This window comes from Rheinheimera marina (assembly GCF_042654345.1).
Taxonomy (GTDB): Bacteria; Pseudomonadota; Gammaproteobacteria; order Enterobacterales; family Alteromonadaceae; genus Pararheinheimera; species Pararheinheimera marina.
The window spans coordinates 24,020-42,131 of the sequence record NZ_JBHSGB010000002.1 but is presented as its reverse complement, the minus strand read 5'-3'; the positions used below and the strand labels follow the sequence as shown (position 1 = coordinate 42,131).

The window sequence follows — 18,112 nt, the reverse complement described above, 5'->3', positions numbered from 1 at the left end:
GAACCGCATCATGCTGGCGGAACATTTCTGGTCTGAACCCGAACTGCTGGCCGAGCCTGCCCAGGCGGTGGCCAATGAAGGGCTGTGGCTGCAGAAATACAGCTATCTGGTTCGTCGTGCTGCTGCACATTTGCGCTCACTGCTCGGCGCCGTAGTGGACAGCGACGATTTGCAACAGATTGGTCTGATGGGTCTGTTGTCTGCGCTGCGCCGTTATGGCAAAGCACCGGACGCTGCTTTTGAATCTTATGCCTTTAAACGGGTGCGCGGCTCGATGCTGGATGAATTTCGCCGTGCCGACTGGCGGCCACGTCAGCTGCGCCAGCAGGCGCACCAGTTCCGTGATGCCAGCCGGGAGTTGACTCGCAAGCTGGGCCGTTTGCCCAGTCATGAAGAGCTGGCGCTGCATCTGCAGCTGAGTCCGCAGGAAGTTGCTGAAAACTTGTATCTGAACCAGGCGGAGTCGATGGAAAGCCTGGATCTGTTACTGGATCAGCAGCAACACGCTGAACTGGGGGAAACCTGTCTGTCAGCGCTGGAGATGAAGCTGTCGCTGCAACAGGCGATGGCGACCATGCCGGAGCGCAGCCGATTGTTGCTGCAGTTGTATTACAGCCATGAGCTGAACATGAAGGAAATTGCGCTGGTGCTGGACCTGACCGAAAGCCGGGTTTGCCAGCTGCATAAGCAGGCTATTGATTTGCTGACAAAAAAACTGTCGCAGTGGGATTAACGCAGGATTGAAGTGATGCAACGACTGATAGGTTTAGGTGTAGTGCTGCTGGCAGTGGTCGGTGGTTTTATGATGGCAGGTGGTAATGTGGCCATGTTATGGCAGCCAGCTGAGTTCGTCATCATTTTCGGTGCTGGTTTAGGCGCGCTGGTGGTGGGCAACAGCAGTGCTGTGCTCAAAGAGTTGGGCCAGCAACTAAAAGCTCAGTTTGTCAGCCAGCCGGACCAGGCCCAGCTGTATAAAGAGCTACTGGTGTTGCTGTATCAGCTGCTGGAAACCATCAGAACCAAAGGTTTCCGTGAACTGGAAGATCATGTGGAAAACCCACAGACCAGCTCCATTTTCATTTCTTACCCGGCCGTGCTGGACAACCCGCAGTTGCTGCAATTTGTCTGTGACAACGTGCGGCTGATGAGTCTGGGCAAAATTAATGCTTATGACCTGGATATGCTGCTGGAGCAGGAAATACAGACGCTGGAACAGCAGCAGTTAAAACCATCTTCGGCGACCCATTCGATTGCGGAAGCCATGCCTGGCTTCGGCATTCTGGCAGCGGTTGGCGGCATTATCATCACCATGCAGCATCTGGACGGGCCGTTATCCAGCATTGGTTACCATGTCGCGGCGGCGCTGGTCGGAACTTTTATCGGTATTTTTGGCTGTTATTGCCTGCTCGAACCTATGAGCAATGCGATGGAAGCCTATGTACGTAAACAAATTGCGCTGCTCGAATGCGTGCGTGCTGTGCTGGTGTCGCACACTAAAGGTCATGTCGCCGTGGTGGCGACGGATTCAGGCCGCAAGCTGATCGCTGCTGAACTCAAACCGTCTTTCACTGAAATGGAAGACTGGATCAATACCAAGGCGGCCTGATGAACGCACAAGCTCCGGTGGTCCTGCGCCGCGCTGCCCGCGGCGACAAAGCCAAAAAAAGCAGCGGTGCCTGGAAAGTAGCCTTTGCCGACTTCACTCTGGCAATGATGGCGTTTTTTATGGTGCTGTGGATTTTGGAAGTGTCCACTTACAAAGAGCGGACCGAGGTGGCCTCTTACATGCGCACTCAGTCCATTCTGGGTGGTAATAGTCACCCCTTTGATGCGATGAACAGCCCTTACCCGGTGGATTTAGGTGGCAACCCGTCGCCGATCGAAATGGCGGTATCCACCCATGAACCGCAACAAAGCTATGTGGCAGGCATGTCGGCGCATCTGCAGATCCCTGAAGGCAAACGTGAGCCATCCGCTGGTATGGGCGAGAAGCTGAATTCGCTGATCAGTGGCCAGTACGAATCGCCACCAGAGATGAACCTGCTGGCGATGGCCTTTAAAGAATTTGCTGAACTGAACAATGCCGAAGCCAACCTGGTGGTGGAGCAAATTCCGGCTGGCCTGCGCGTTATTATGCGTGACAGCGAAAACCGCCAGATGTTTTTGCGTGGTCAGGTGCAGATGAACCCCTATTTCGAAGACCTGCTGCTGAAGCTGGCACCGGTGTTTTCGCGTATTCATAACAAACTGTTGTTGTCGGGCCACACAGATGGCACTGCCTTTAACAGCAGCCAGTACAGCAACTGGGAATTGTCCGGTGACCGCGCATTGCAGGCCCGTCAGGTACTGGCTGCCGGTGGCATGCCGGTGCAACGGGTGGCTCAGGTCAGTGCCTTTGCGGAAACCGTTTTGCTGAACCCGGTGCAGCCTGGTGCCAGTGAAAACCGCCGTATTGAGATCCTGATCCTGACCAAACAGGCAGAACAACAGCTGCTGGATTTATTCAGCACCGACAAGCCGGGTAATGCGGTGGAAAAAGCTGCTGACGCTGCGGCGGCGAATCAGCCGGTGTTACGCACCAAGTACCAGGATTGATATGCCGTATCCAAGACAACAGCCAGGACGGCAGTTTTACCGTTGGTACTTTTATGACCCAAGCCAGCCTTTGGCGACTCAGACCAAAGGGGTGCCGGTGAAGCTGAAAAGCACCAGCTGGTTTGGCGGCGACATTGGGTCGGCGGTGGTGAAAGACATGAGTGGTGGTGGTGCCGGTTTGCTGGTGCCACGCAAAGACAAAGTGCCGGAGAAGTTCTGGGTCGGGTATGACAGGGAAACCCGGGTGAAAGCCCAGGTGAAATACCGTCAGCTGGTCGACGACAAGCTGGAGTTTCTGGGGGTGTCCTGGGTCAGTGCTGAGCCACAGCTGGTGTTGAAATTATTACGCAAATTAAGACGGCGGGCTTTTGTGATCAAACAACAACCTGTCCGTCTGGTACAGAACACAACTGCATGAGTGGGCAGATGAAGAAGCAAAAAACAATGTCGAAACTGCTGAAAGCGAACTCAGCGCAACAGTGCAGTGCGTATGCGTTGACCCGGCAGCAACGACAGTATGAACAGGCCAGCCAGCAGGCTCGCACCCGGTTGGCAGACTGTAGCAAAGCCTTGCAGGCAGAGCTGGGCCGCCTGTTAACGGATGTGGATTTTGAGCTGGATCTGAATCTCTGTAATCCGACAGGCCTCGGCAGCTGGATGTCAGAACAGTCGGTGCTGCTGGCGACGCTGCAATTACCACTGGAGCAGGAAAGCCCTTGTTATCTGGCGATTGATCATCAGGCCGTGCACAACATGGCGGATTTGTGCCTGGGCGGTCAGCTGACGGCCCGGCACCAGATTGAAGAGAAGGTGGAGTTTTCTGCGTCGGAAACCCGCATTTGCTGCCGTTTGTTGCAAAAACAAGCGCAGGCATTGATGCAACTGCTGTTTAACCAGCATCTGCCATTGTCAGCCCATTTATTTAAGCAGCAGTTTCAGCCACAACCCTTTCATTGGCTGGTGCTGAAAGTGCGGCTGGTACTGGCGGGCGAAGCGGTCAGCTGGCTGCTGTGGTTGCCGGTGGAGTTGTGGGCGGCTGAGCAGGAAGAACAAAAACCGGCCTCGGGCCCGGTGGCGCTGCTGGACTGGCGGCGTATTCCGGTGCGGGGCCGGGTAGAAATGGCCAGACGGCAGGTGCGGGTAGAGCAACTGCAGGCCTGGTGTCAGGGTGAGTTGCTGGGTATAGACCTGTTCAGTTCTATGCAATTCCAGCTGGAACAGCAGGCGCTGTTTCACGGCAAGGTAGCGGAAGAAGCTGGTGCCTTAATGTTTCAAATTTCAGATTACGCGGAGAGTGGATCATGAGCAACGTACAAAGCGCAATGGGAACCGGAGTGAACGAGATGGATATGCTGGATATGGGCGAGTTGTTTGGTGAAGAGCAGGCGCAGGAGCCGGTAAAAGCCGGGCCGGGCATGTCGATGTTCCGCGACGTGCCATTGACAGTGACACTGGAAGTCGCCAGCACTGAGGTGACTTTAGGCGAGCTGAGCGACGCCGAAGCCGGAGACGTGTTGCCGCTGGATAAAGCCGTCGGCGAGCCGCTGGATGTCAAAGTAAACGGTGTATTGTTTGCCAAAGCCGAAGTGGTGATGGTGAACGGCAAATACGGCCTGAAATTTGTGTCGACCCGTCGTGAGCAAAAAACCGATGCCTAAGTTTTTTCTGCTCCTGCTGTGGCTGGCCGCCAGTTTTGGCCTGAACGCTCAGGAGCTGACTTTGTTGTCGGTGACCGACACCAATTCAGGTCAGGATTACAGCGTCAAACTGCAGATCTTACTGCTGATGACCATGCTGAGCCTGTTGCCCGGTATTATCATGATGATGACGTCTTTTACCCGCATCATCATTGTACTGGCGATTTTGCGTCAGGCGCTGGGTCTGGCGCAAAGCCCGCCGAATCGTATTCTGATCGGCATAGCGCTGATGCTGAGCCTGTTAATTATGAAGCCGGTCTGGCAGGACATTTATCAGAATGCCTTTAAACCCTACCAGGCCGAGCAGATGACGCTGGAACAGGCTATTGGCCGGGCTGAACAACCGGTGCGGCAATTTATGCTGGCGCAAATTCGTGAAAACGAGCTGCAGCAGGTGCTGAAAATAGCCAAAGAGCCGACCACCATGGCGGCGGCCGATCTGAGCTTTGATGTGCTGTTACCTGCCTTTGTGCTGAGTGAGCTGACCACCGCTTTTCAAATTGGCTTTATGTTGTTTATTCCCTTTCTGATCATCGATTTAGTGGTCGCCAGTGTGCTGATGTCTATGGGCATGATGATGCTGTCACCGCTGATTATCAGTCTGCCGTTTAAGCTGATGATTTTTGTGCTGGCCGATGGCTGGTCGATGATTGCCGGTACGCTGGCCGCCAGTTTCGGAGCTGCACCATGACGCCGGAAATGGCAACGGATCTGGTCAACAGGGCTATTTTCAGCATTATCGAAATTTTGCTGGTGCTGATCGTGCCCGGTTTGTTGCTGGGTATTGTGGTGGCGATTTTCCAGGCAGCGACGTCCATTCAGGAGCAGACGCTGACCTTTCTGCCGCGCATGTTACTGACATTGCTGATGGTGGTGTTTGCCGGTAACTGGCTGGTGCAGAAATTCCTCGACTGGTTTGCCAACTTAAGCCAGCTGATCCCGGGGATGCTGGGATGAGCCCGCTGCTGAACTTAACCATCGACCAGCTGATGGTCTGGTTTGGTTCGGTCTGGTGGCCTTTTGTCCGCCTGTCCGCTTTTTTATGGGCCATGCCGCTGTTTGATAACCCGGCGGTGACACCACGCAGCCGGATTTTGCTGGCGCTGGCACTGGCCTTTTTGTTGGCCCCGGCTATTGAGGTCAAAGCGATAGACCCCTTTTCGCTTGATGGGGTGTTGGTGACGCTGGAGCAAGTGATTTTTGCGGTGTTGATGGCTGCTGCTGTGCGGATGTTATTTGAAGTGCTGGCGCTGGTGGGCCTGGTGATTTCGATGCAAATGGGTTTGTCGATGGCGATGATGATGGACCCGGCCAGTGGTGACCAGGTGTCACTGCTTAGCCAAATGTTCTGGATTATGACGGCGTTGTTGTTTCTGGCGATGGACGGACATCTGGTGGCTTTGCAGGTGCTGGTCGACAGCTTCAGTTTATGGCCGGTCGGTGAAAGTCTGTATCAGGTGAATATTCAATCCTTGCTCGGCTTATTCAGCTGGATGTTTGCGTCAGCCCTGTTGGTGGCGTTGCCCGCCATTATTGCCATGTTATTGGTGAACCTGACCTTTGGTGTGGCCAGCCGATCGGCGCCCAGTCTGAACCTCTTTGTGTTGGGGTTTCCAATGACGCTGCTGCTGGGCTTTGTTTGTGTCTTTCTGACCTTGGGTCAGATGGGCCAGTACTTTATGCAAATGGCTGAGCATGTGCTCGGTACCATGCTGCTGGCGCTGAGGTAACGCATGTCGGAACAAAGCAGTCAGCAAAAGACCGAACAACCCACAGAGCAGCGACTGAAAAAAGGTCGCCGTCAGGGCCAGGTGGCCCGCTCGAAAGAGCTGAATACCGCGGTGTCGCTGCTGCTCGGCGCTGCCGCCTTGCTGTGGTTTGCAGACATGTTCCTCGCCTTATTCCAGCAGGTGATGGAGCAAAGCTGGCGGCTGGACAAAAACAGCCTGAAACAACCGGACCTGATGACCAGCAGCATTGCCAGTGCCTTACTTGGCATGCTGGGGGCTACCCTGCCGTTTTTGTTGACCTTGTTTTGCGCCAGCTGGGTGGCGGGCATTTTACCTGGCGGCTTTATTTATTCGTCCGAACTCTTGGGGCCGAAATTTAACAAGCTGAACCCTATCAAAGGCTTGGGCCGCATCTTTGGCATGGACAGCTGGATTGAACTGGTCAAATCGATCCTGAAAGTCAGTTTGTTAGGCGGCTGCTTATGGGGCCTGCTCAATCATTTGGTCGATCGTTTGCTGAATCTGCAGCGGATGGATTTAGCGCTGGCCAGTAAAGAAGGGCTGGAAGTGTTGTCATTCAGCCTGATGGTGCTGGCGCTGGTGCTTTGCCTGGTGGCTGTGATCGACGTGCCATACCAGCAGTTTAAAGTCAGCAAAGAGCTGAAAATGACCAAGCAGGAAGTAAAAGAAGAGCGCAAGTCCACCGACGGTAACCCGGAAATTAAAGGCCGGATCCGTCAGATCCAGTACCAGCAAGCCAACCGCCGGCTGGGTGAGCGGGTACCGACTGCTGACGTCATTATTACCAACCCAACCCACTTTGCGGTGGCGTTGAAGTATTCCGAAAGCAAAGCCAAAGCCCCTTATGTAGTGGCCAAAGGGGTGGATGAAATGGCTTTGCGTATTCGCGAGCTGGCGAAACAACACCAGCTGGAAGTGCTGGAACTGCCGCCGCTGGCGCGGGCCATTTATTTTTCGACCCGGGTCGACCAGGAAGTGCCAAAAGCACTCTACACCGCGGTGGCCTATGTGCTGCACTATGTGATGCAGCTTAAAGCGTATAAACAAGGCCGCGGCCAGGCGCCGGCCCCATTACCTGATTTATTTATTCCGTCAAGCCTGCAAAAGGCCAATGAGTGAGGATGTCCATTGTGAACTGGCGAGTGTTAACCCAACCCTATACCGCAATCCCGGTGCTGCTATTGGCCATCCTGGCGATGGTGGTATTGCCGTTACCGGCCTGGCTGCTGGATATCTTGTTTACCTTCAACATAGTGATGGCCATTATTGTGCTGCTGGTGGCGGTGTCGACCAAAAAGCCGCTGGATTTTTCCGTCTTTCCTACTGTGTTGCTGGTGGCCACCCTGATGCGACTGACGCTGAACGTAGCGTCGACCCGGGTGGTGTTATTGCATGGCCATGAAGGTACGGATGTAGCTGGCCGGGTGGTGCAGGCCTTTGGTGAGGTGGTGATCGGCGGCAACTATGTGGTCGGTATGGTGGTGTTTGTCATTCTGATGGTGATCAATTTTGTGGTGATCACCAAAGGGGGCGAGCGGATCTCCGAAGTGTCGGCCCGTTTTACCCTGGACGCGATGCCGGGCAAACAAATGGCCATTGATGCCGACCTCAACGCCGGTTTAATCGGGCCTGAGCAAGCCAAAGAGCGACGGGCACAAATTTCCAGCGAAGCCGACTTTTATGGCTCTATGGACGGTGCCGCCAAGTTTGTCCGTGGTGACGCTATTGCTGGCCTGATCATTCTGGTGATCAACCTGTTGGGTGGTGTCGCCATCGGTGTCTTTATGCACAGCCTGAGCCTTGGCGAATCCTTCCAGCGTTTTGCCCTGCTGACCATTGGTGATGGTCTGGTGGCACAAATTCCTTCGCTGCTGATGTCGGTGGCTGCCGCCATTATTGTCACCCGGATGAACGATGAAGGGGAGATGTCGGATGAAGTGGGCCGACAACTGCTGGCGTCGCCGCGCGTGCTGCTGACCGCAGGTTTTATTATGACGGTGCTGGGCATAGTGCCGGGCATGCCAACCGCTGCTTTCTTGTCATTTGCTGCACCGCTGTTTTTTGCCGCCTGGCGTTTGCAACAACAGCAACAGGGCCGCAGCTACACCGAAGTCGAAGCGCTGACCGAGAAGATCAGCCAGGAAGCGGTCAGCCTGAGCTGGGACGATATTCCGCATACCGACCGTTTGTCGGTGGAACTGGGTTTCCGCTTGGTCTATCTGGCGGATAAAACTCAGGGCGAACCTTTATTACAGAGCTTACGCGGAGTCCGCAAAACCCTGTCTGAGTTAAGTGGTTTCCTGTTACCTGAAGTGCGGGTGCGTGACAGCCTGAAGCTTAATCCACAAGAGTACCGCATTAAACTGGGTGGCGTGATGGTCGGTTGCGGCCGCCTACAGGCCAATAAACTGCTGGCGCTGAATACCGGCGATATTTATGGCCAGATGGATGGCGAAGTGACCATAGACCCGGCCTATGGCCTGGAAGCGGTCTGGATTGACACCGAACAGAAATCCAAAGCACTGAACCTTGGCTATTCAGTGGTCGACGTCGCCACTGTGGTGGCGACTCATGTTGGCAAAGTGGTGAAAGAACAGCTGGCCGAGCTGTTTATTTTTGAAGATGTAAAGCAGTTTCAGAAGCGGTTGGCGCAGGTCGCGCCAACACTGGCGGAAGCGCTGGAAAAAGCACTGCTACCCAATTTGCAATTGAAAGTATTACGTTTATTGCTTAAAGAACAGGTCAGCTTGGCCGATGTAGTGACGATAGCCACTGCCTTGGTCGACAGTGCCGAAGTGACCAAAGACCCGATTTTATTAGTGTCTGATGTGCGCTGCGCGCTCAAAGCCATGCTGGTGCAACAAGTGTTGGGTGAACGCGATGAATTGGCGGTGTACAGCCTGGACGACAAACTTGAGCAAACGTTGCAAAGTGCGTTGAATCAGGCCATGCAGGCCGGCAAAGTGAGTCTGGATTCGTTCCCGGTGGCGCCGAATCTGCTCAGCCAGTTCCAGCGGTTGATGCCACAAATTCGTGAGCAGATGCAGCGGCTGGGCTATCACCCAGTATTGGTGGTATTGCCGCAGTTGCGGCCTTTGCTGGCCCGCTACGCCCAGAGTTTTACTCAGGGTAACCTGGTGGTGCTGTCGTATAACGAAGTGCCGGATCAGGTACGGGTCAATGTGATAGGCACCTTAGGCTAAAAATATGGCCGCTTAGCGACTGGACAGGCCTAAGGTCGTCGCTTTTAAACTGTTGACGGTCGCAAATTGTGCAGGCCCAGACCATGGTCGAATCAGTTTCAACAAAGCGTCATGTTAGTATGTTATTTATACAAAGCATAAGTATGTAATTTGTGTGACGTGCCATTTTTAGATAAATAACAGGTGAAATGTTGAAAATTCAGCCACTTAATAAGCTGATTTTACAAAAATAAAACTTTCATCCTGTTTTTTTTTGTTGTTTTTATTTATGTTAAGTGCAGGTTCAGTCAGATTCTGTTCTGAAACTGCAGAGCTTAGAAATTAAAAGGCAAACTGGTCGAAAGGTCAGGACGCAAAGCCTCCGGTCTAAGGGCATTAGCCTAAGATAGCGGGGTTGCATTAGCAAGCGGTCACCCTGCGGGTGTGGCACTGGGTTTGTCGTAAGGCAAGGCTAGGGCGCGCCTGTATCCAGGGTAGGGGTTGGTCTGTCCGTCAGTCTGGCTCCACCTGTCTATTTGCTGTTTGCCTTTTAATCGGGTACCGGGTTTCGGCCCAAACGGGTTGGTTAAAAGGATACATCGGGTGAACAGCACGTTATTTAGTCTGGCATTCAGTTCGATCATTGGCAGCACAGCCTCTACTGTGGTGGTGCCCGCTATGGATCAAGCAGAATGGCAGGTCTCAGGCAATCAGTTCCAATGCCGCATGCAGCAGCAGTTGGGGTCTATGGCGACCTTAAGCTTCCGTCAGGAGCCGGCTAAGCCGCTGGAGCTACTGCTGGACATGGAGTCAAAACATCTGCAGTTGCAGGATGTGCAGGGGCGTCTGATCCCTGCCGACTGGCAACCAGGCCAGCTGGCACCAGCCGTCCAGCTGTCAGCTGCCGAAATCAGTCAGTCGCAGGCGCGCTTTGTTGAGCTGGTGCCCGTGGCCTTGCAACAACTGCAGCAGGGCTACTGGCTGGAAATATGGCTGGACCTGCCAGGCCAGGAGCTCAGTCTGCGAGTACCTAACCTGAAGTCCGCTGCGGCGTTAACCGAATTTCAGCACTGCACCGCCTCTTTATTGCCTATGAGCTGGCAACAGGCCCGCGATTACCAGCTGAGCTATGTGCCAGGGGAACGTCAGCCAAATGCTGCCGGACTTGAGCATCTGCAATTACTCGCCCGTTATATCAAAGAAGACAAAGCCGTCCGCAAAGTGCTCATTGATGGTCACAGCGACGACGCCGGTACGTCTTTAGCCAACCGCCTTGTTTCGGAAGAACGAGCCGACGAAGTGGCCGCTCGCTTGATTGAATGGGGGGTGCCGAAAAAACAGCTGGAAATCCGGGCCCATGGCAACAGATACCCGCTGGCGCGGAACCAATCCAATAACAGAGTGATACTGCGGCTAATCCGCAGTGCAGGTTGAGGTAACAGATCGTATGAATAATTTACTGTGGATCGATGCCTCTGTACCTGCAGAAGAGCAACTGAACTGTGCCAGAGCCGAAGGACTGCAGATCAGGACTGCCAGAGACTTAACCTCAGTGCTGGACGCCTGCAGCAGCTTGCGGCCAGACATTGTGGTGATGGCGTCACAACTGCCGGATATCGAAACCCGTGAGCTGATGCGGGTGCTGAAACGGCATTTCGACAGCTGTCAGATCATTGTGCTGGTGGAGCGCGACCAGCACGCCTTTGCCGCCGAATGCCTGACCCAGGGCGCTATCGACTATCTGTTAAAGCCCTTCAGCGCAGTGCAACTGCAAAACACCATTCGCCATGCCGCGTCGGTCGGGCGTGGCTTGAAAGATATGGTAGCGGTGTCGGTTGGCAGCCGTCAGGTGCTGCAACTGGCCAACAGAGCCGCGCAAACCGACGCCACTGTGCTGCTCAACGGTGAGTCAGGCACAGGCAAAGAGCGGTTGGCCCAATACATTCACCAGGTGTCTGCCCGTCGTGACCAGCCTTATATCGCGGTGAACTGTGCGGCTATTCCGGAAAACATGCTCGAAGCTATGTTGTTTGGTTACAACAAAGGTGCTTTTACCGGGGCGACGCAGAACCAGATCGGTAAGTTTGAAGCGGCTAACGGCGGCACGCTATTACTGGATGAAATCTCTGAATTACCACTGCCATTGCAGGCCAAACTGCTGCGGGTACTGCAGGAACGCGAACTGGAGCGTCTGGGCAGTAACCAGAAAATCAAACTTAATGTGCGGGTGATTGCCGCCAGCAATAAAGACTTGCGCGCTTTGGCCGAACAAGGCCAGTTCCGGCAGGACTTATTTTACCGGCTCGATGTATTGCCACTGCGCTGGCCTGCGCTGCGCGAACGCCGTGATGACATCATTCCGATGGCCGAGTTTTTTATGCAGAAGTACGGCGATGGCAAGTACCTGTTAAGTCCGGCTGCTCAGCAACAACTGCTGGCCTATTCCTGGCCGGGTAATGTGCGTGAACTGGAAAACGTGATGCAACGGGCGTTGGTGATGGCGCGTGGCATTGAGCTGCAGCCTATCGATTTAAGTTTGCCTGCACAGGTGCTGACAGCGGCTGAATTGCCGGTATCGGCCGAGCAACTGAAGCACAGCAAACGCACCGCAGAATTCGATTACGTGTTAGGAGTGCTGAACCAGTTTAATGGTCACCGCACCCGGGCTGCGGCTGCTTTGGGGGTCAGTACCCGGGCACTGCGCTACAAATTGGCTGCTATGCGTGAGCATGGTGTAGATACAGACGCAATAGCTTAAGTCAGAGGAACAGATCAATGGTCAGTCCAATTCAATCCCAACAAGAATTACTCAGTCAGTTTGGTCAGCTGGAGCAAATCGCCCGCAATGACCGTATTCAGCCGGCCCAGGCCGACAGTGGGATCAGCAATGATTTCAGCACGGTAATGCGTTCCATCAATGCTCAGCAGAACCTGTCGTCGGAAATGATGGCTGCGGTCGATGCCGGACGTTCTGACGATGTGGTCGGCGCTATGGTGGCCAGTCAGAAAGCCGATTTAAGTTTCTCCATGTTGCTGCAGGTGCGCAACAAAGTGATGAACGGTGTGGATGACATTATGCGCATGTCGCTGTAAGGCTGAATGATGAAAACTGAATTAGCTAAAGCCATGCCGGCCACTATTGACGGCAGCTTCCGCGAGAAGGTGATCAACCTGTCCGGCAAAATGCAATTTTTGCCACAGGGTGAACGCAGCCTGGCGTCCATTGCGCTGCTGGCGACCCTGGTGGCCGCCACTATTGTGGTGATCCTCTGGACCTCGGCGAAAAACTACGTGCCTTTGTATGGCAGCCAGGAGCATTACGACAAAGCCGGTATTGTCGAAATTCTGGATAAAGAGCAGTTCCCGTTTCGTATCGACACTGACAGCGGCAATATTATGGTGCCGCAAGACCGTTTAGCTGACGCTCGCATCACGCTGGCGGCCCGTGGTATCAAAGCGGCCATGCCGGAAGGCCTGTCGGCCATGCAGGACAAAATGAATATGGGCACCAGCCAGTTTATGGAGTCGATGCAGTACCAGCATGCGCTGGAGGGCGAACTGGCCCGCACCATTATTACCATGGACGGTGTACGCAATGCCCGGGTGCATCTGGCCATTCCGAAGCGCAACCTGTTTGTCGGCCGGGAAGAAGAAAAATCAGCCGCCTCAGTGATGGTGGACTTAGCGCCGGGCTACAACATGAAACCCGAACAGGTGGAAGCTGTGGTCAGTCTGGTGTCCGGCAGTATTCCCGGGCTGGACCCGCGTCAGGTCTCGGTAGTGGACCAACGCGGCAAGCTGGTATCGGGGTCTTTGTACGACGAAACGCCGATTGGCAAAGAAACGGACAAAAAACTCGCCTTTATCGACAAAGTCGAGCGCTCTATTGAGCAGCGCGCCTCCATTATGTTGTTACCTGTGCTGGGTGACGGCAACTACCGCATTCAGGTGTCCGCAGACGTCGACTTTAACGTGGTGGAAGAAACCCGCGAAGCGTTGGACAAAGACGCGGTGCTGCGCAGCGAAAACACCAAAACCGACTCGATGCAGGACCAGCTGGCGATGGGCATTCCCGGCTCCTTGGCCAATCAGCCGCCTGTGCCGGTACAACAAGGCCAGCAAGCGGCAGCGCCGGACAACAACGAACGCACCTCACAGCGCAATGAAACCCGCCGTGAATTCGACACCGGCAAAGCCATTACCCATACCCGCTATGAAATTGGCCGGGTGAAAAGCCAAAGCGTGTCTGTGCTGGTGAATCAGGCTGCGGCCGGAGAAGCTGGCTGGACACAGGCGCGACTGGACCAGTTAGCTGACATGGTGAAAACCGCCACTGGATTCCAGGCCGAACGCGGTGACCAGTTCACCATCAGTGCTTTTGAATTTGTGCCGGCTGGCGCTGCCGCTGAGCTGGAAGGTATGGCCTGGTGGCAACTGCCGGAAATGAAAGAATACGTCCGTTATGGCATTGGCGCGCTGATTGGCCTGGCGCTGGTGATTTTTGGCGTGCGGCCTTTGGTGAACCACCTGACCCGCAAACAAAAGCAACAAGGCAACGCGACTGGCGCATTAACGGGGCTGAACCCATTAAGCGCGGCGGCACAGGCGGGTGAGACACCGGCGGATGCAGCCAAAGGCCCGGCCACTCTGGACGGTGTCGCGTCAGCAGCTGTGGATTCAGCCGCTGGGGCTGCCGCTGCGCATAACATGAACTTACCTGCGGTCGGGTCTGAGTTTGCCGACCAAATCAACCATTTGCAATTGCTGGCGAACCGGGAATCTGACCGGGTTACTGCAGTGATCAAATACTGGATAGAACGAGGAGTCAGCGTTGAATCCGTTAAGAGCTGAGCAAGCAAAACCTATTGGTGATTTGGACAAGGCCGCGATACTGCTGCTGAGTATGGGCGAAGAAAATGCCGCCTGTATTATCAAAAAACTGGGTCGCAACGAAGTGCGGGCTTTGTCAGAGCGTATGGCCAAAATTGCTAACGTCACCCAGGACGACGTGGCTTCTATTCTGACCGACTTTTTTGACCAGTACCGCACCGAAAGCGGTGTCAGCGGCGCGTCCAGGTTGTACCTGGAGCGGGCGCTCGACAAAGCGGTGGGCCGTAAACTGGCGCGTGGCATGCTGGACGATATTTATGGCGGCGCTTTGGCGGACGATATCCGCCGGCTGGAATGGGTGCCGGCTGAATTGCTGGTTCGTTTTATGGAGCAGGAACATATCCAGATGCAGGCGCTGATCCTGGCCTTTTTACCGGCCGAGCAGGCCAGTGCCATTCTGGGTTTATTCCCGCAGCAAAAACACGACGACATTCTGTTCCGTATTGCCAATATGCGCGAAGTCAGTGAACACGTGATTGAAGACCTGCGTTACACCCTGGAGCGCTGCATTGATTATGTTGGTGAACAGGTGGGCGCCCGCGTCAACGGGGTGCAGCAGGTGGCCGACATTATGAACCGCTACAGCGGCAATAAAGCGGAAATTATGGAGCTGCTGAAACAGCACAACTCTGCCACAGCGGAAGCCATTGAAGACAAGATGTATGACTTCTTCAGCTTAAGCCGTCAGAGCGAAGAGGTGCTGAACCAGCTGCTGACCGACCTGCCGGACGAGTTGTGGGTCACGGCGTTAAAAGGCGCCGATGTGGCGCTGACCGAAGCCATTCTGGCGGTGTTACCTAAGCGTCTGGCGCAAGTGTACCGTCAGCAAATCGATACCATGAAACCTCAGCCTGTGCGCAAAGTAGAAGCGGCGCGCGCCGAGATTATGGCCATAGTAAAGCAGCGTATGCTGGCTGGCGAGCTGGATTACCGGTTGTATCCGGAAGAGACGGTGGGCTAAATGAGCGGCGCCGCGCAACCTTTGCGCTTTCCGGCACTGCAGCGGCGTGATGGCTCCGTACACCCGCAGCAGCAGTACGAACAAGGTTACCAGCAAGGGTATCAGGCTGGGGTCGAGGCCACAGAGCAGGACGCCTTCAGCCGTGGCCGTACCGCCGGTGAACAGCAGGCTGAGGCCTTCTGGCAACACCAGCTGCAGCAGCAACAAATCGACGCTTTAGTGCGTGAGCAGCAGGCGCTGGATTTGCTGGCGCAACAGTTTGAGCAGCAACTGCAGCAACGGGACCAGCAGATTGCGGCGGAACTGCTGACCACAGTGCAGCAGCTGTGCAGCCTGGTCCTGCAGGCCGAACTGGTGACCCAACCGGCTTTACTGCAGTTGTCGATTGAGCAGCTGGTGCCTTTATTGGGCGCGACCGACCCGCTGCAGTCCATTGCGGTGTCGGCACAGGATGCCGCCTTATTTACCGGCATTTCACAAATTCAGCAGGTGCCTTTGCAACTCGACAACCAGTTGTCGGCCGGGCAGGTGCTGTTTAATGGCAAACAACAGCTGCATCAGCTGGATTTCCAGCAGCGGTTAGACGAAGCGCTGTTGCCACTGCGTCAGCAATTGTTGGGCGACCATGCGTAACCTGAGCGCCGAACTGGCCAGCGCCAGAGCCCAGCTGATCCGTCCGTCGCCTGTACTGAGTTTTGGTCGGCTGGTGCGGGTCAACGGGCTGATTTTATCGGCCGCCGGTGGCCATTTTGTGTTAGGCCAGCGTTACCAGGTGGAAACCGAACAAGGCGACTGGTGTGAAGCCGAAGTGGTGGGTTTTGAACCTGACCAGGCCTTTCTGATGCCGCTGGAACCTGTATCCGGCGTGCGGGCTGGCGCCCGGGTGCGTTCGGTGCCGGACGCCTCCAGTTTTTGGGTGTCGCAGGCACTGCTTGGCCGGGTGGTTGACGGCTTAATGCAGCCGCTGGACGGTAAAGGTCGGTTGACCGAAGGCGAACGCATTTCCGCCCAACTGGCGGCGGTAAACCCGCTACAGAAAAAAGGCGTTAGCGCGCCGCTGGATGTTGGCATCCGCGCTATTAACGGCCTTTTTACAGTTGGCCAGGGTCAGCGCCTCGGCCTGTTTGCCGGTTCGGGCGTTGGCAAAAGTAAGCTGCTCGGCATGATGACCCGCTTTACCCAGGCCGACGTGGTGGTGGTTGGCTTGATTGGTGAGCGCGGCTGGGAAGTAAAAGATTTTATTGAGCAGTGCCTGGGGCCGGATGGCCTGAAAAAGGCGGTGGTGGTGGCGTCACCGGCCGATCAGTCGCCCTTGCTGCGGCTGCGCGCGGCCGAACTGGCGCACCGGCTGGCCGCCTATTACCGTGACCAGGGCCTGAACGTGTTATTGCTGGTCGATTCGTTAACCCGTTACGCCCAGGCGCAACGTGAAATTGCCCTGTCGGTGGGGGAGCCGCCGGCCACCAAAGGTTATCCGCCTTCTGTCTTTAGCAAACTGACGCAACTGGTTGAAAAAGCGGGTAACAGTGCCGATAGCCAGGGCAGTATGACCGCCATTTATACAGTGCTGGCGGAAGGCGATGATCAGCAGGACCCTATAGCAGATGCCGCCCGCGCTATTTTAGACGGCCATATAGTGCTCAGCCGCAGCCTGGCGGAGCGGGGCCATTACCCGGCCATTGATATTGGCGCCTCCATCAGCCGGGTGATGCCACACATAGTGCCGGAAGCCCAGCTGAAACAGGCTTACAAACTGAAAAAGCTGTACAGCCGCTACCTGCAGGTGCAGGAGCTGATCCCACTCGGTGCTTACCAACAAGGCAAAGACCAGGAGCTGGACCAGGCGGTGCAACTGTACCCGGCGTTAGAACTTTTTCTGACCCAGGGTTTAAACCAGGCCAGCAGTTTTACTGAAGCCCAACACCAACTGCAGCAATTACTCGGGAGCTGAACCACATGTTAAAGCAGTATCTGCAGTTACAGCAGCAAAACCTGCTGCAAATGGCCGAACGGCAAAACCAGTTGGCGCAGCATAGCCAGCTGGAAGAACACCGTTTGCAGCTGCTAAGCGGCCATATTCAGCAACTGGAACGCAGTTACCAGATGAAGTCCGCCTTGGGCCTGCAAAACCTGGCATCGATGCAAAATGTGCTGTGGGACATGCAACAACAGCAGCAGGACAAAGTGCAACAAAGCCAGCAGGAACTGCAGCAACAGCAGCAGGTTTGCCGCAAACAGGCCGCCTTCAGCAAAGGCATTGAATGCCTGATCGAGCGGCGTGAGCTGGTGCAGCAGGAAAAACAGCAACGCCAGGAACAAGTACAGGCCGACGAACTGGCGATGCAGCTGCATCAACGCGGCAGGCAGTTAGCCTGATACTAATCTCTTCGTTTAAGGTCTGTTGACACTAAGGGGAAATCACGTAATTCTGGTCTTTGTTTAGATAGCTGACTGATAGTGTTCAGTTTTCTGGCTGTGAGCCTTAAGGGAGGCCGCCGGAACTTACAGAGGTCAAGGATGAAACTACTCTTCTCTTTTTTAAGTTTCTGCGGGCTTTTTGTGCTGTACCAATGCAGCCAAGCTGCGGCTGAAAGATCAGGTGTTCCGGAGCTGACTCCGCATTTTTTCCAGCATCGGGCTGAGTTTCAGCAACTGACGACTCTGGCCTGTGCTGTGCAAAAACAAATGAATACCCGTCATGAGGTGTATAAGCCAGGGACTGCGCCTGAGTACCCGATGCCTTTGGCTGCAGACTTCGCAAAAATTGACCGCTTGATCAGGCAAATAGGGGGCGGGAGCCTGATATTGCTACAGGGTGCTGACGGCGGCTCCTCGCTGCTGTTGCTGCAATGGGGTTTTGTGTTTGCCGGCGACAGTGTTGAAATGAGTTACAGCTACAACCCGTCCCGCTTGGCTGACTATATTCCAGAGCTGCACGACCTGGATAAACACAATCCACAAGAACCCGTGTATTTCACTAAGCCATTGGCTGACGGTTGGTATGTGCAATATGACTACAGCCCTTAGCCGCGCTTT

Annotated in this window: 20 protein-coding genes and 1 riboswitch; all 20 genes read left to right on the top strand. The window is 54.9% G+C overall.

Annotated features, from left to right (window positions below; genetic code table 11):
* Positions 1-10: 10 nt before the first annotated feature.
* The 20 genes from ACFO3I_RS02225 to ACFO3I_RS02130 all read left to right on the top strand — a co-directional run bounded on the left by ACFO3I_RS02225 (position 11) and on the right by ACFO3I_RS02130 (position 18,103).
* A complete protein-coding gene (locus ACFO3I_RS02225) occupies positions 11-733 on the top strand; it encodes a FliA/WhiG family RNA polymerase sigma factor (protein WP_377331403.1) in 723 nt (240 codons plus the stop codon).
* Between the two features lie 15 nt (positions 734-748).
* Positions 749-1,606 (top strand): flagellar motor stator protein MotA, encoded by an 858-nt coding sequence (gene motA / locus ACFO3I_RS02220; RefSeq protein WP_377331401.1) that lies wholly within the window; start codon positions 749-751, stop codon positions 1,604-1,606.
* A complete protein-coding gene (locus ACFO3I_RS02215; protein WP_377331399.1) occupies positions 1,606-2,595 on the top strand; it encodes a flagellar motor protein MotB in 990 nt (329 codons plus the stop codon). Before motA ends, ACFO3I_RS02215 begins: the two co-directional genes overlap by 1 nt.
* A gap of 1 nt (position 2,596) precedes the next feature.
* Positions 2,597-3,013, top strand: a complete 417-nt coding sequence (locus ACFO3I_RS02210; protein WP_377331398.1) for a hypothetical protein — start codon at positions 2,597-2,599, stop codon at positions 3,011-3,013.
* Between the two features lie 26 nt (positions 3,014-3,039).
* Positions 3,040-3,900 carry a hypothetical protein gene (locus ACFO3I_RS02205; RefSeq protein WP_377331397.1) on the top strand — a complete coding sequence of 287 codons (861 nt, stop codon included), beginning with the start codon at positions 3,040-3,042 and terminating at the stop codon, positions 3,898-3,900.
* Entirely contained in the window at positions 3,897-4,253 is a 357-nt protein-coding gene (locus ACFO3I_RS02200; RefSeq protein ID WP_377331395.1) for a FliM/FliN family flagellar motor switch protein, read from the top strand. Before ACFO3I_RS02205 ends, ACFO3I_RS02200 begins: the two co-directional genes overlap by 4 nt.
* Entirely contained in the window at positions 4,246-4,983 is a 738-nt protein-coding gene (gene fliP / locus ACFO3I_RS02195; protein ID WP_377331393.1) for a flagellar type III secretion system pore protein FliP, read from the top strand. The genes ACFO3I_RS02200 and fliP overlap by 8 nt, the downstream gene beginning before the upstream one ends.
* Complete coding sequence (locus tag ACFO3I_RS02190) at positions 4,980-5,249, top strand: flagellar biosynthetic protein FliQ (RefSeq protein WP_377331392.1); 270 nt, start codon at positions 4,980-4,982, stop codon at positions 5,247-5,249. Before fliP ends, ACFO3I_RS02190 begins: the two co-directional genes overlap by 4 nt.
* Positions 5,246-6,022, top strand: a complete 777-nt coding sequence (gene fliR, locus ACFO3I_RS02185) for a flagellar biosynthetic protein FliR (RefSeq protein WP_377331391.1) — start codon at positions 5,246-5,248, stop codon at positions 6,020-6,022. Before ACFO3I_RS02190 ends, fliR begins: the two co-directional genes overlap by 4 nt.
* Before the next feature lie 3 nt (positions 6,023-6,025).
* Positions 6,026-7,162, top strand: a complete 1,137-nt coding sequence (gene flhB / locus ACFO3I_RS02180; RefSeq protein WP_377331389.1) for a flagellar biosynthesis protein FlhB — start codon at positions 6,026-6,028, stop codon at positions 7,160-7,162.
* Between the two features lie 2 nt (positions 7,163-7,164).
* Positions 7,165-9,246, top strand: a complete 2,082-nt coding sequence (locus ACFO3I_RS02175; protein ID WP_377331387.1) for a flagellar biosynthesis protein FlhA — start codon at positions 7,165-7,167, stop codon at positions 9,244-9,246.
* Positions 9,247-9,563: 317 nt separating this feature from the next.
* A riboswitch (cyclic di-GMP riboswitch) is annotated at positions 9,564-9,648 on the top strand.
* 180 nt (positions 9,649-9,828) lie between these two features.
* The gene (locus ACFO3I_RS02170; protein ID WP_377331386.1) at positions 9,829-10,659 is read left to right on the top strand and encodes a MotY family protein; all 831 of its coding nucleotides are present in this window, start codon (positions 9,829-9,831) and stop codon (positions 10,657-10,659) included.
* A gap of 13 nt (positions 10,660-10,672) precedes the next feature.
* Positions 10,673-11,983 (top strand): sigma-54-dependent transcriptional regulator, encoded by a 1,311-nt coding sequence (locus tag ACFO3I_RS02165; protein ID WP_377331384.1) that lies wholly within the window; start codon positions 10,673-10,675, stop codon positions 11,981-11,983.
* A gap of 17 nt (positions 11,984-12,000) precedes the next feature.
* Positions 12,001-12,318 carry a flagellar hook-basal body complex protein FliE gene (locus ACFO3I_RS02160; RefSeq protein WP_377331383.1) on the top strand — a complete coding sequence of 106 codons (318 nt, stop codon included), beginning with the start codon at positions 12,001-12,003 and terminating at the stop codon, positions 12,316-12,318.
* A 9-nt stretch (positions 12,319-12,327) separates the two neighbouring features.
* Positions 12,328-14,076, top strand: a complete 1,749-nt coding sequence (gene fliF, locus ACFO3I_RS02155; RefSeq protein WP_377331382.1) for a flagellar basal-body MS-ring/collar protein FliF — start codon at positions 12,328-12,330, stop codon at positions 14,074-14,076.
* Positions 14,057-15,076 (top strand): FliG C-terminal domain-containing protein, encoded by a 1,020-nt coding sequence (locus tag ACFO3I_RS02150; protein ID WP_377331381.1) that lies wholly within the window; start codon positions 14,057-14,059, stop codon positions 15,074-15,076. The genes fliF and ACFO3I_RS02150 overlap by 20 nt, the downstream gene beginning before the upstream one ends.
* Positions 15,077-15,709, top strand: coding sequence for a FliH/SctL family protein (locus ACFO3I_RS02145; RefSeq protein WP_377331379.1), 633 nt, complete (start codon positions 15,077-15,079; stop codon positions 15,707-15,709).
* Positions 15,702-17,027, top strand: a complete 1,326-nt coding sequence (locus ACFO3I_RS02140) for a FliI/YscN family ATPase (protein ID WP_377331377.1) — start codon at positions 15,702-15,704, stop codon at positions 17,025-17,027. Before ACFO3I_RS02145 ends, ACFO3I_RS02140 begins: the two co-directional genes overlap by 8 nt.
* Positions 17,028-17,032: 5 nt before the next feature.
* On the top strand, positions 17,033-17,452 hold the full coding sequence (locus tag ACFO3I_RS02135; RefSeq protein WP_377331376.1) for a hypothetical protein: 420 nt from the start codon (positions 17,033-17,035) through the stop codon (positions 17,450-17,452).
* Positions 17,453-17,593: 141 nt separating this feature from the next.
* Positions 17,594-18,103: a hypothetical protein gene (locus ACFO3I_RS02130; protein WP_377331375.1), complete on the top strand. Its 510-nt coding sequence runs from the start codon at positions 17,594-17,596 to the stop codon at positions 18,101-18,103.
* Positions 18,104-18,112 lie beyond the last annotated feature (9 nt).

Coding starts and splice junctions, on each gene's coding strand:
- ACFO3I_RS02190 (WP_377331392.1), top strand. CDS start 4,980: ATGACGCCGGAAATGGCAACGGATCTGGTCAACAGGGCTATTTTCAGC.
- ACFO3I_RS02130 (WP_377331375.1), top strand. CDS start 17,594: ATGAAACTACTCTTCTCTTTTTTAAGTTTCTGCGGGCTTTTTGTGCTG.
- ACFO3I_RS02200 (WP_377331395.1), top strand. CDS start 3,897: ATGAGCAACGTACAAAGCGCAATGGGAACCGGAGTGAACGAGATGGAT.
- ACFO3I_RS02225 (WP_377331403.1), top strand. CDS start 11: ATGCTGGCGGAACATTTCTGGTCTGAACCCGAACTGCTGGCCGAGCCT.
- ACFO3I_RS02165 (WP_377331384.1), top strand. CDS start 10,673: ATGAATAATTTACTGTGGATCGATGCCTCTGTACCTGCAGAAGAGCAA.
- ACFO3I_RS02205 (WP_377331397.1), top strand. CDS start 3,040: ATGTCGAAACTGCTGAAAGCGAACTCAGCGCAACAGTGCAGTGCGTAT.
- fliF (WP_377331382.1), top strand. CDS start 12,328: ATGAAAACTGAATTAGCTAAAGCCATGCCGGCCACTATTGACGGCAGC.
- ACFO3I_RS02140 (WP_377331377.1), top strand. CDS start 15,702: ATGCGTAACCTGAGCGCCGAACTGGCCAGCGCCAGAGCCCAGCTGATC.
- flhB (WP_377331389.1), top strand. CDS start 6,026: ATGTCGGAACAAAGCAGTCAGCAAAAGACCGAACAACCCACAGAGCAG.
- fliR (WP_377331391.1), top strand. CDS start 5,246: ATGAGCCCGCTGCTGAACTTAACCATCGACCAGCTGATGGTCTGGTTT.
- ACFO3I_RS02210 (WP_377331398.1), top strand. CDS start 2,597: ATGCCGTATCCAAGACAACAGCCAGGACGGCAGTTTTACCGTTGGTAC.
- fliP (WP_377331393.1), top strand. CDS start 4,246: ATGCCTAAGTTTTTTCTGCTCCTGCTGTGGCTGGCCGCCAGTTTTGGC.
- motA (WP_377331401.1), top strand. CDS start 749: ATGCAACGACTGATAGGTTTAGGTGTAGTGCTGCTGGCAGTGGTCGGT.
- ACFO3I_RS02175 (WP_377331387.1), top strand. CDS start 7,165: ATGTCCATTGTGAACTGGCGAGTGTTAACCCAACCCTATACCGCAATC.
- ACFO3I_RS02145 (WP_377331379.1), top strand. CDS start 15,077: ATGAGCGGCGCCGCGCAACCTTTGCGCTTTCCGGCACTGCAGCGGCGT.
- ACFO3I_RS02160 (WP_377331383.1), top strand. CDS start 12,001: ATGGTCAGTCCAATTCAATCCCAACAAGAATTACTCAGTCAGTTTGGT.
- ACFO3I_RS02135 (WP_377331376.1), top strand. CDS start 17,033: ATGTTAAAGCAGTATCTGCAGTTACAGCAGCAAAACCTGCTGCAAATG.
- ACFO3I_RS02215 (WP_377331399.1), top strand. CDS start 1,606: ATGAACGCACAAGCTCCGGTGGTCCTGCGCCGCGCTGCCCGCGGCGAC.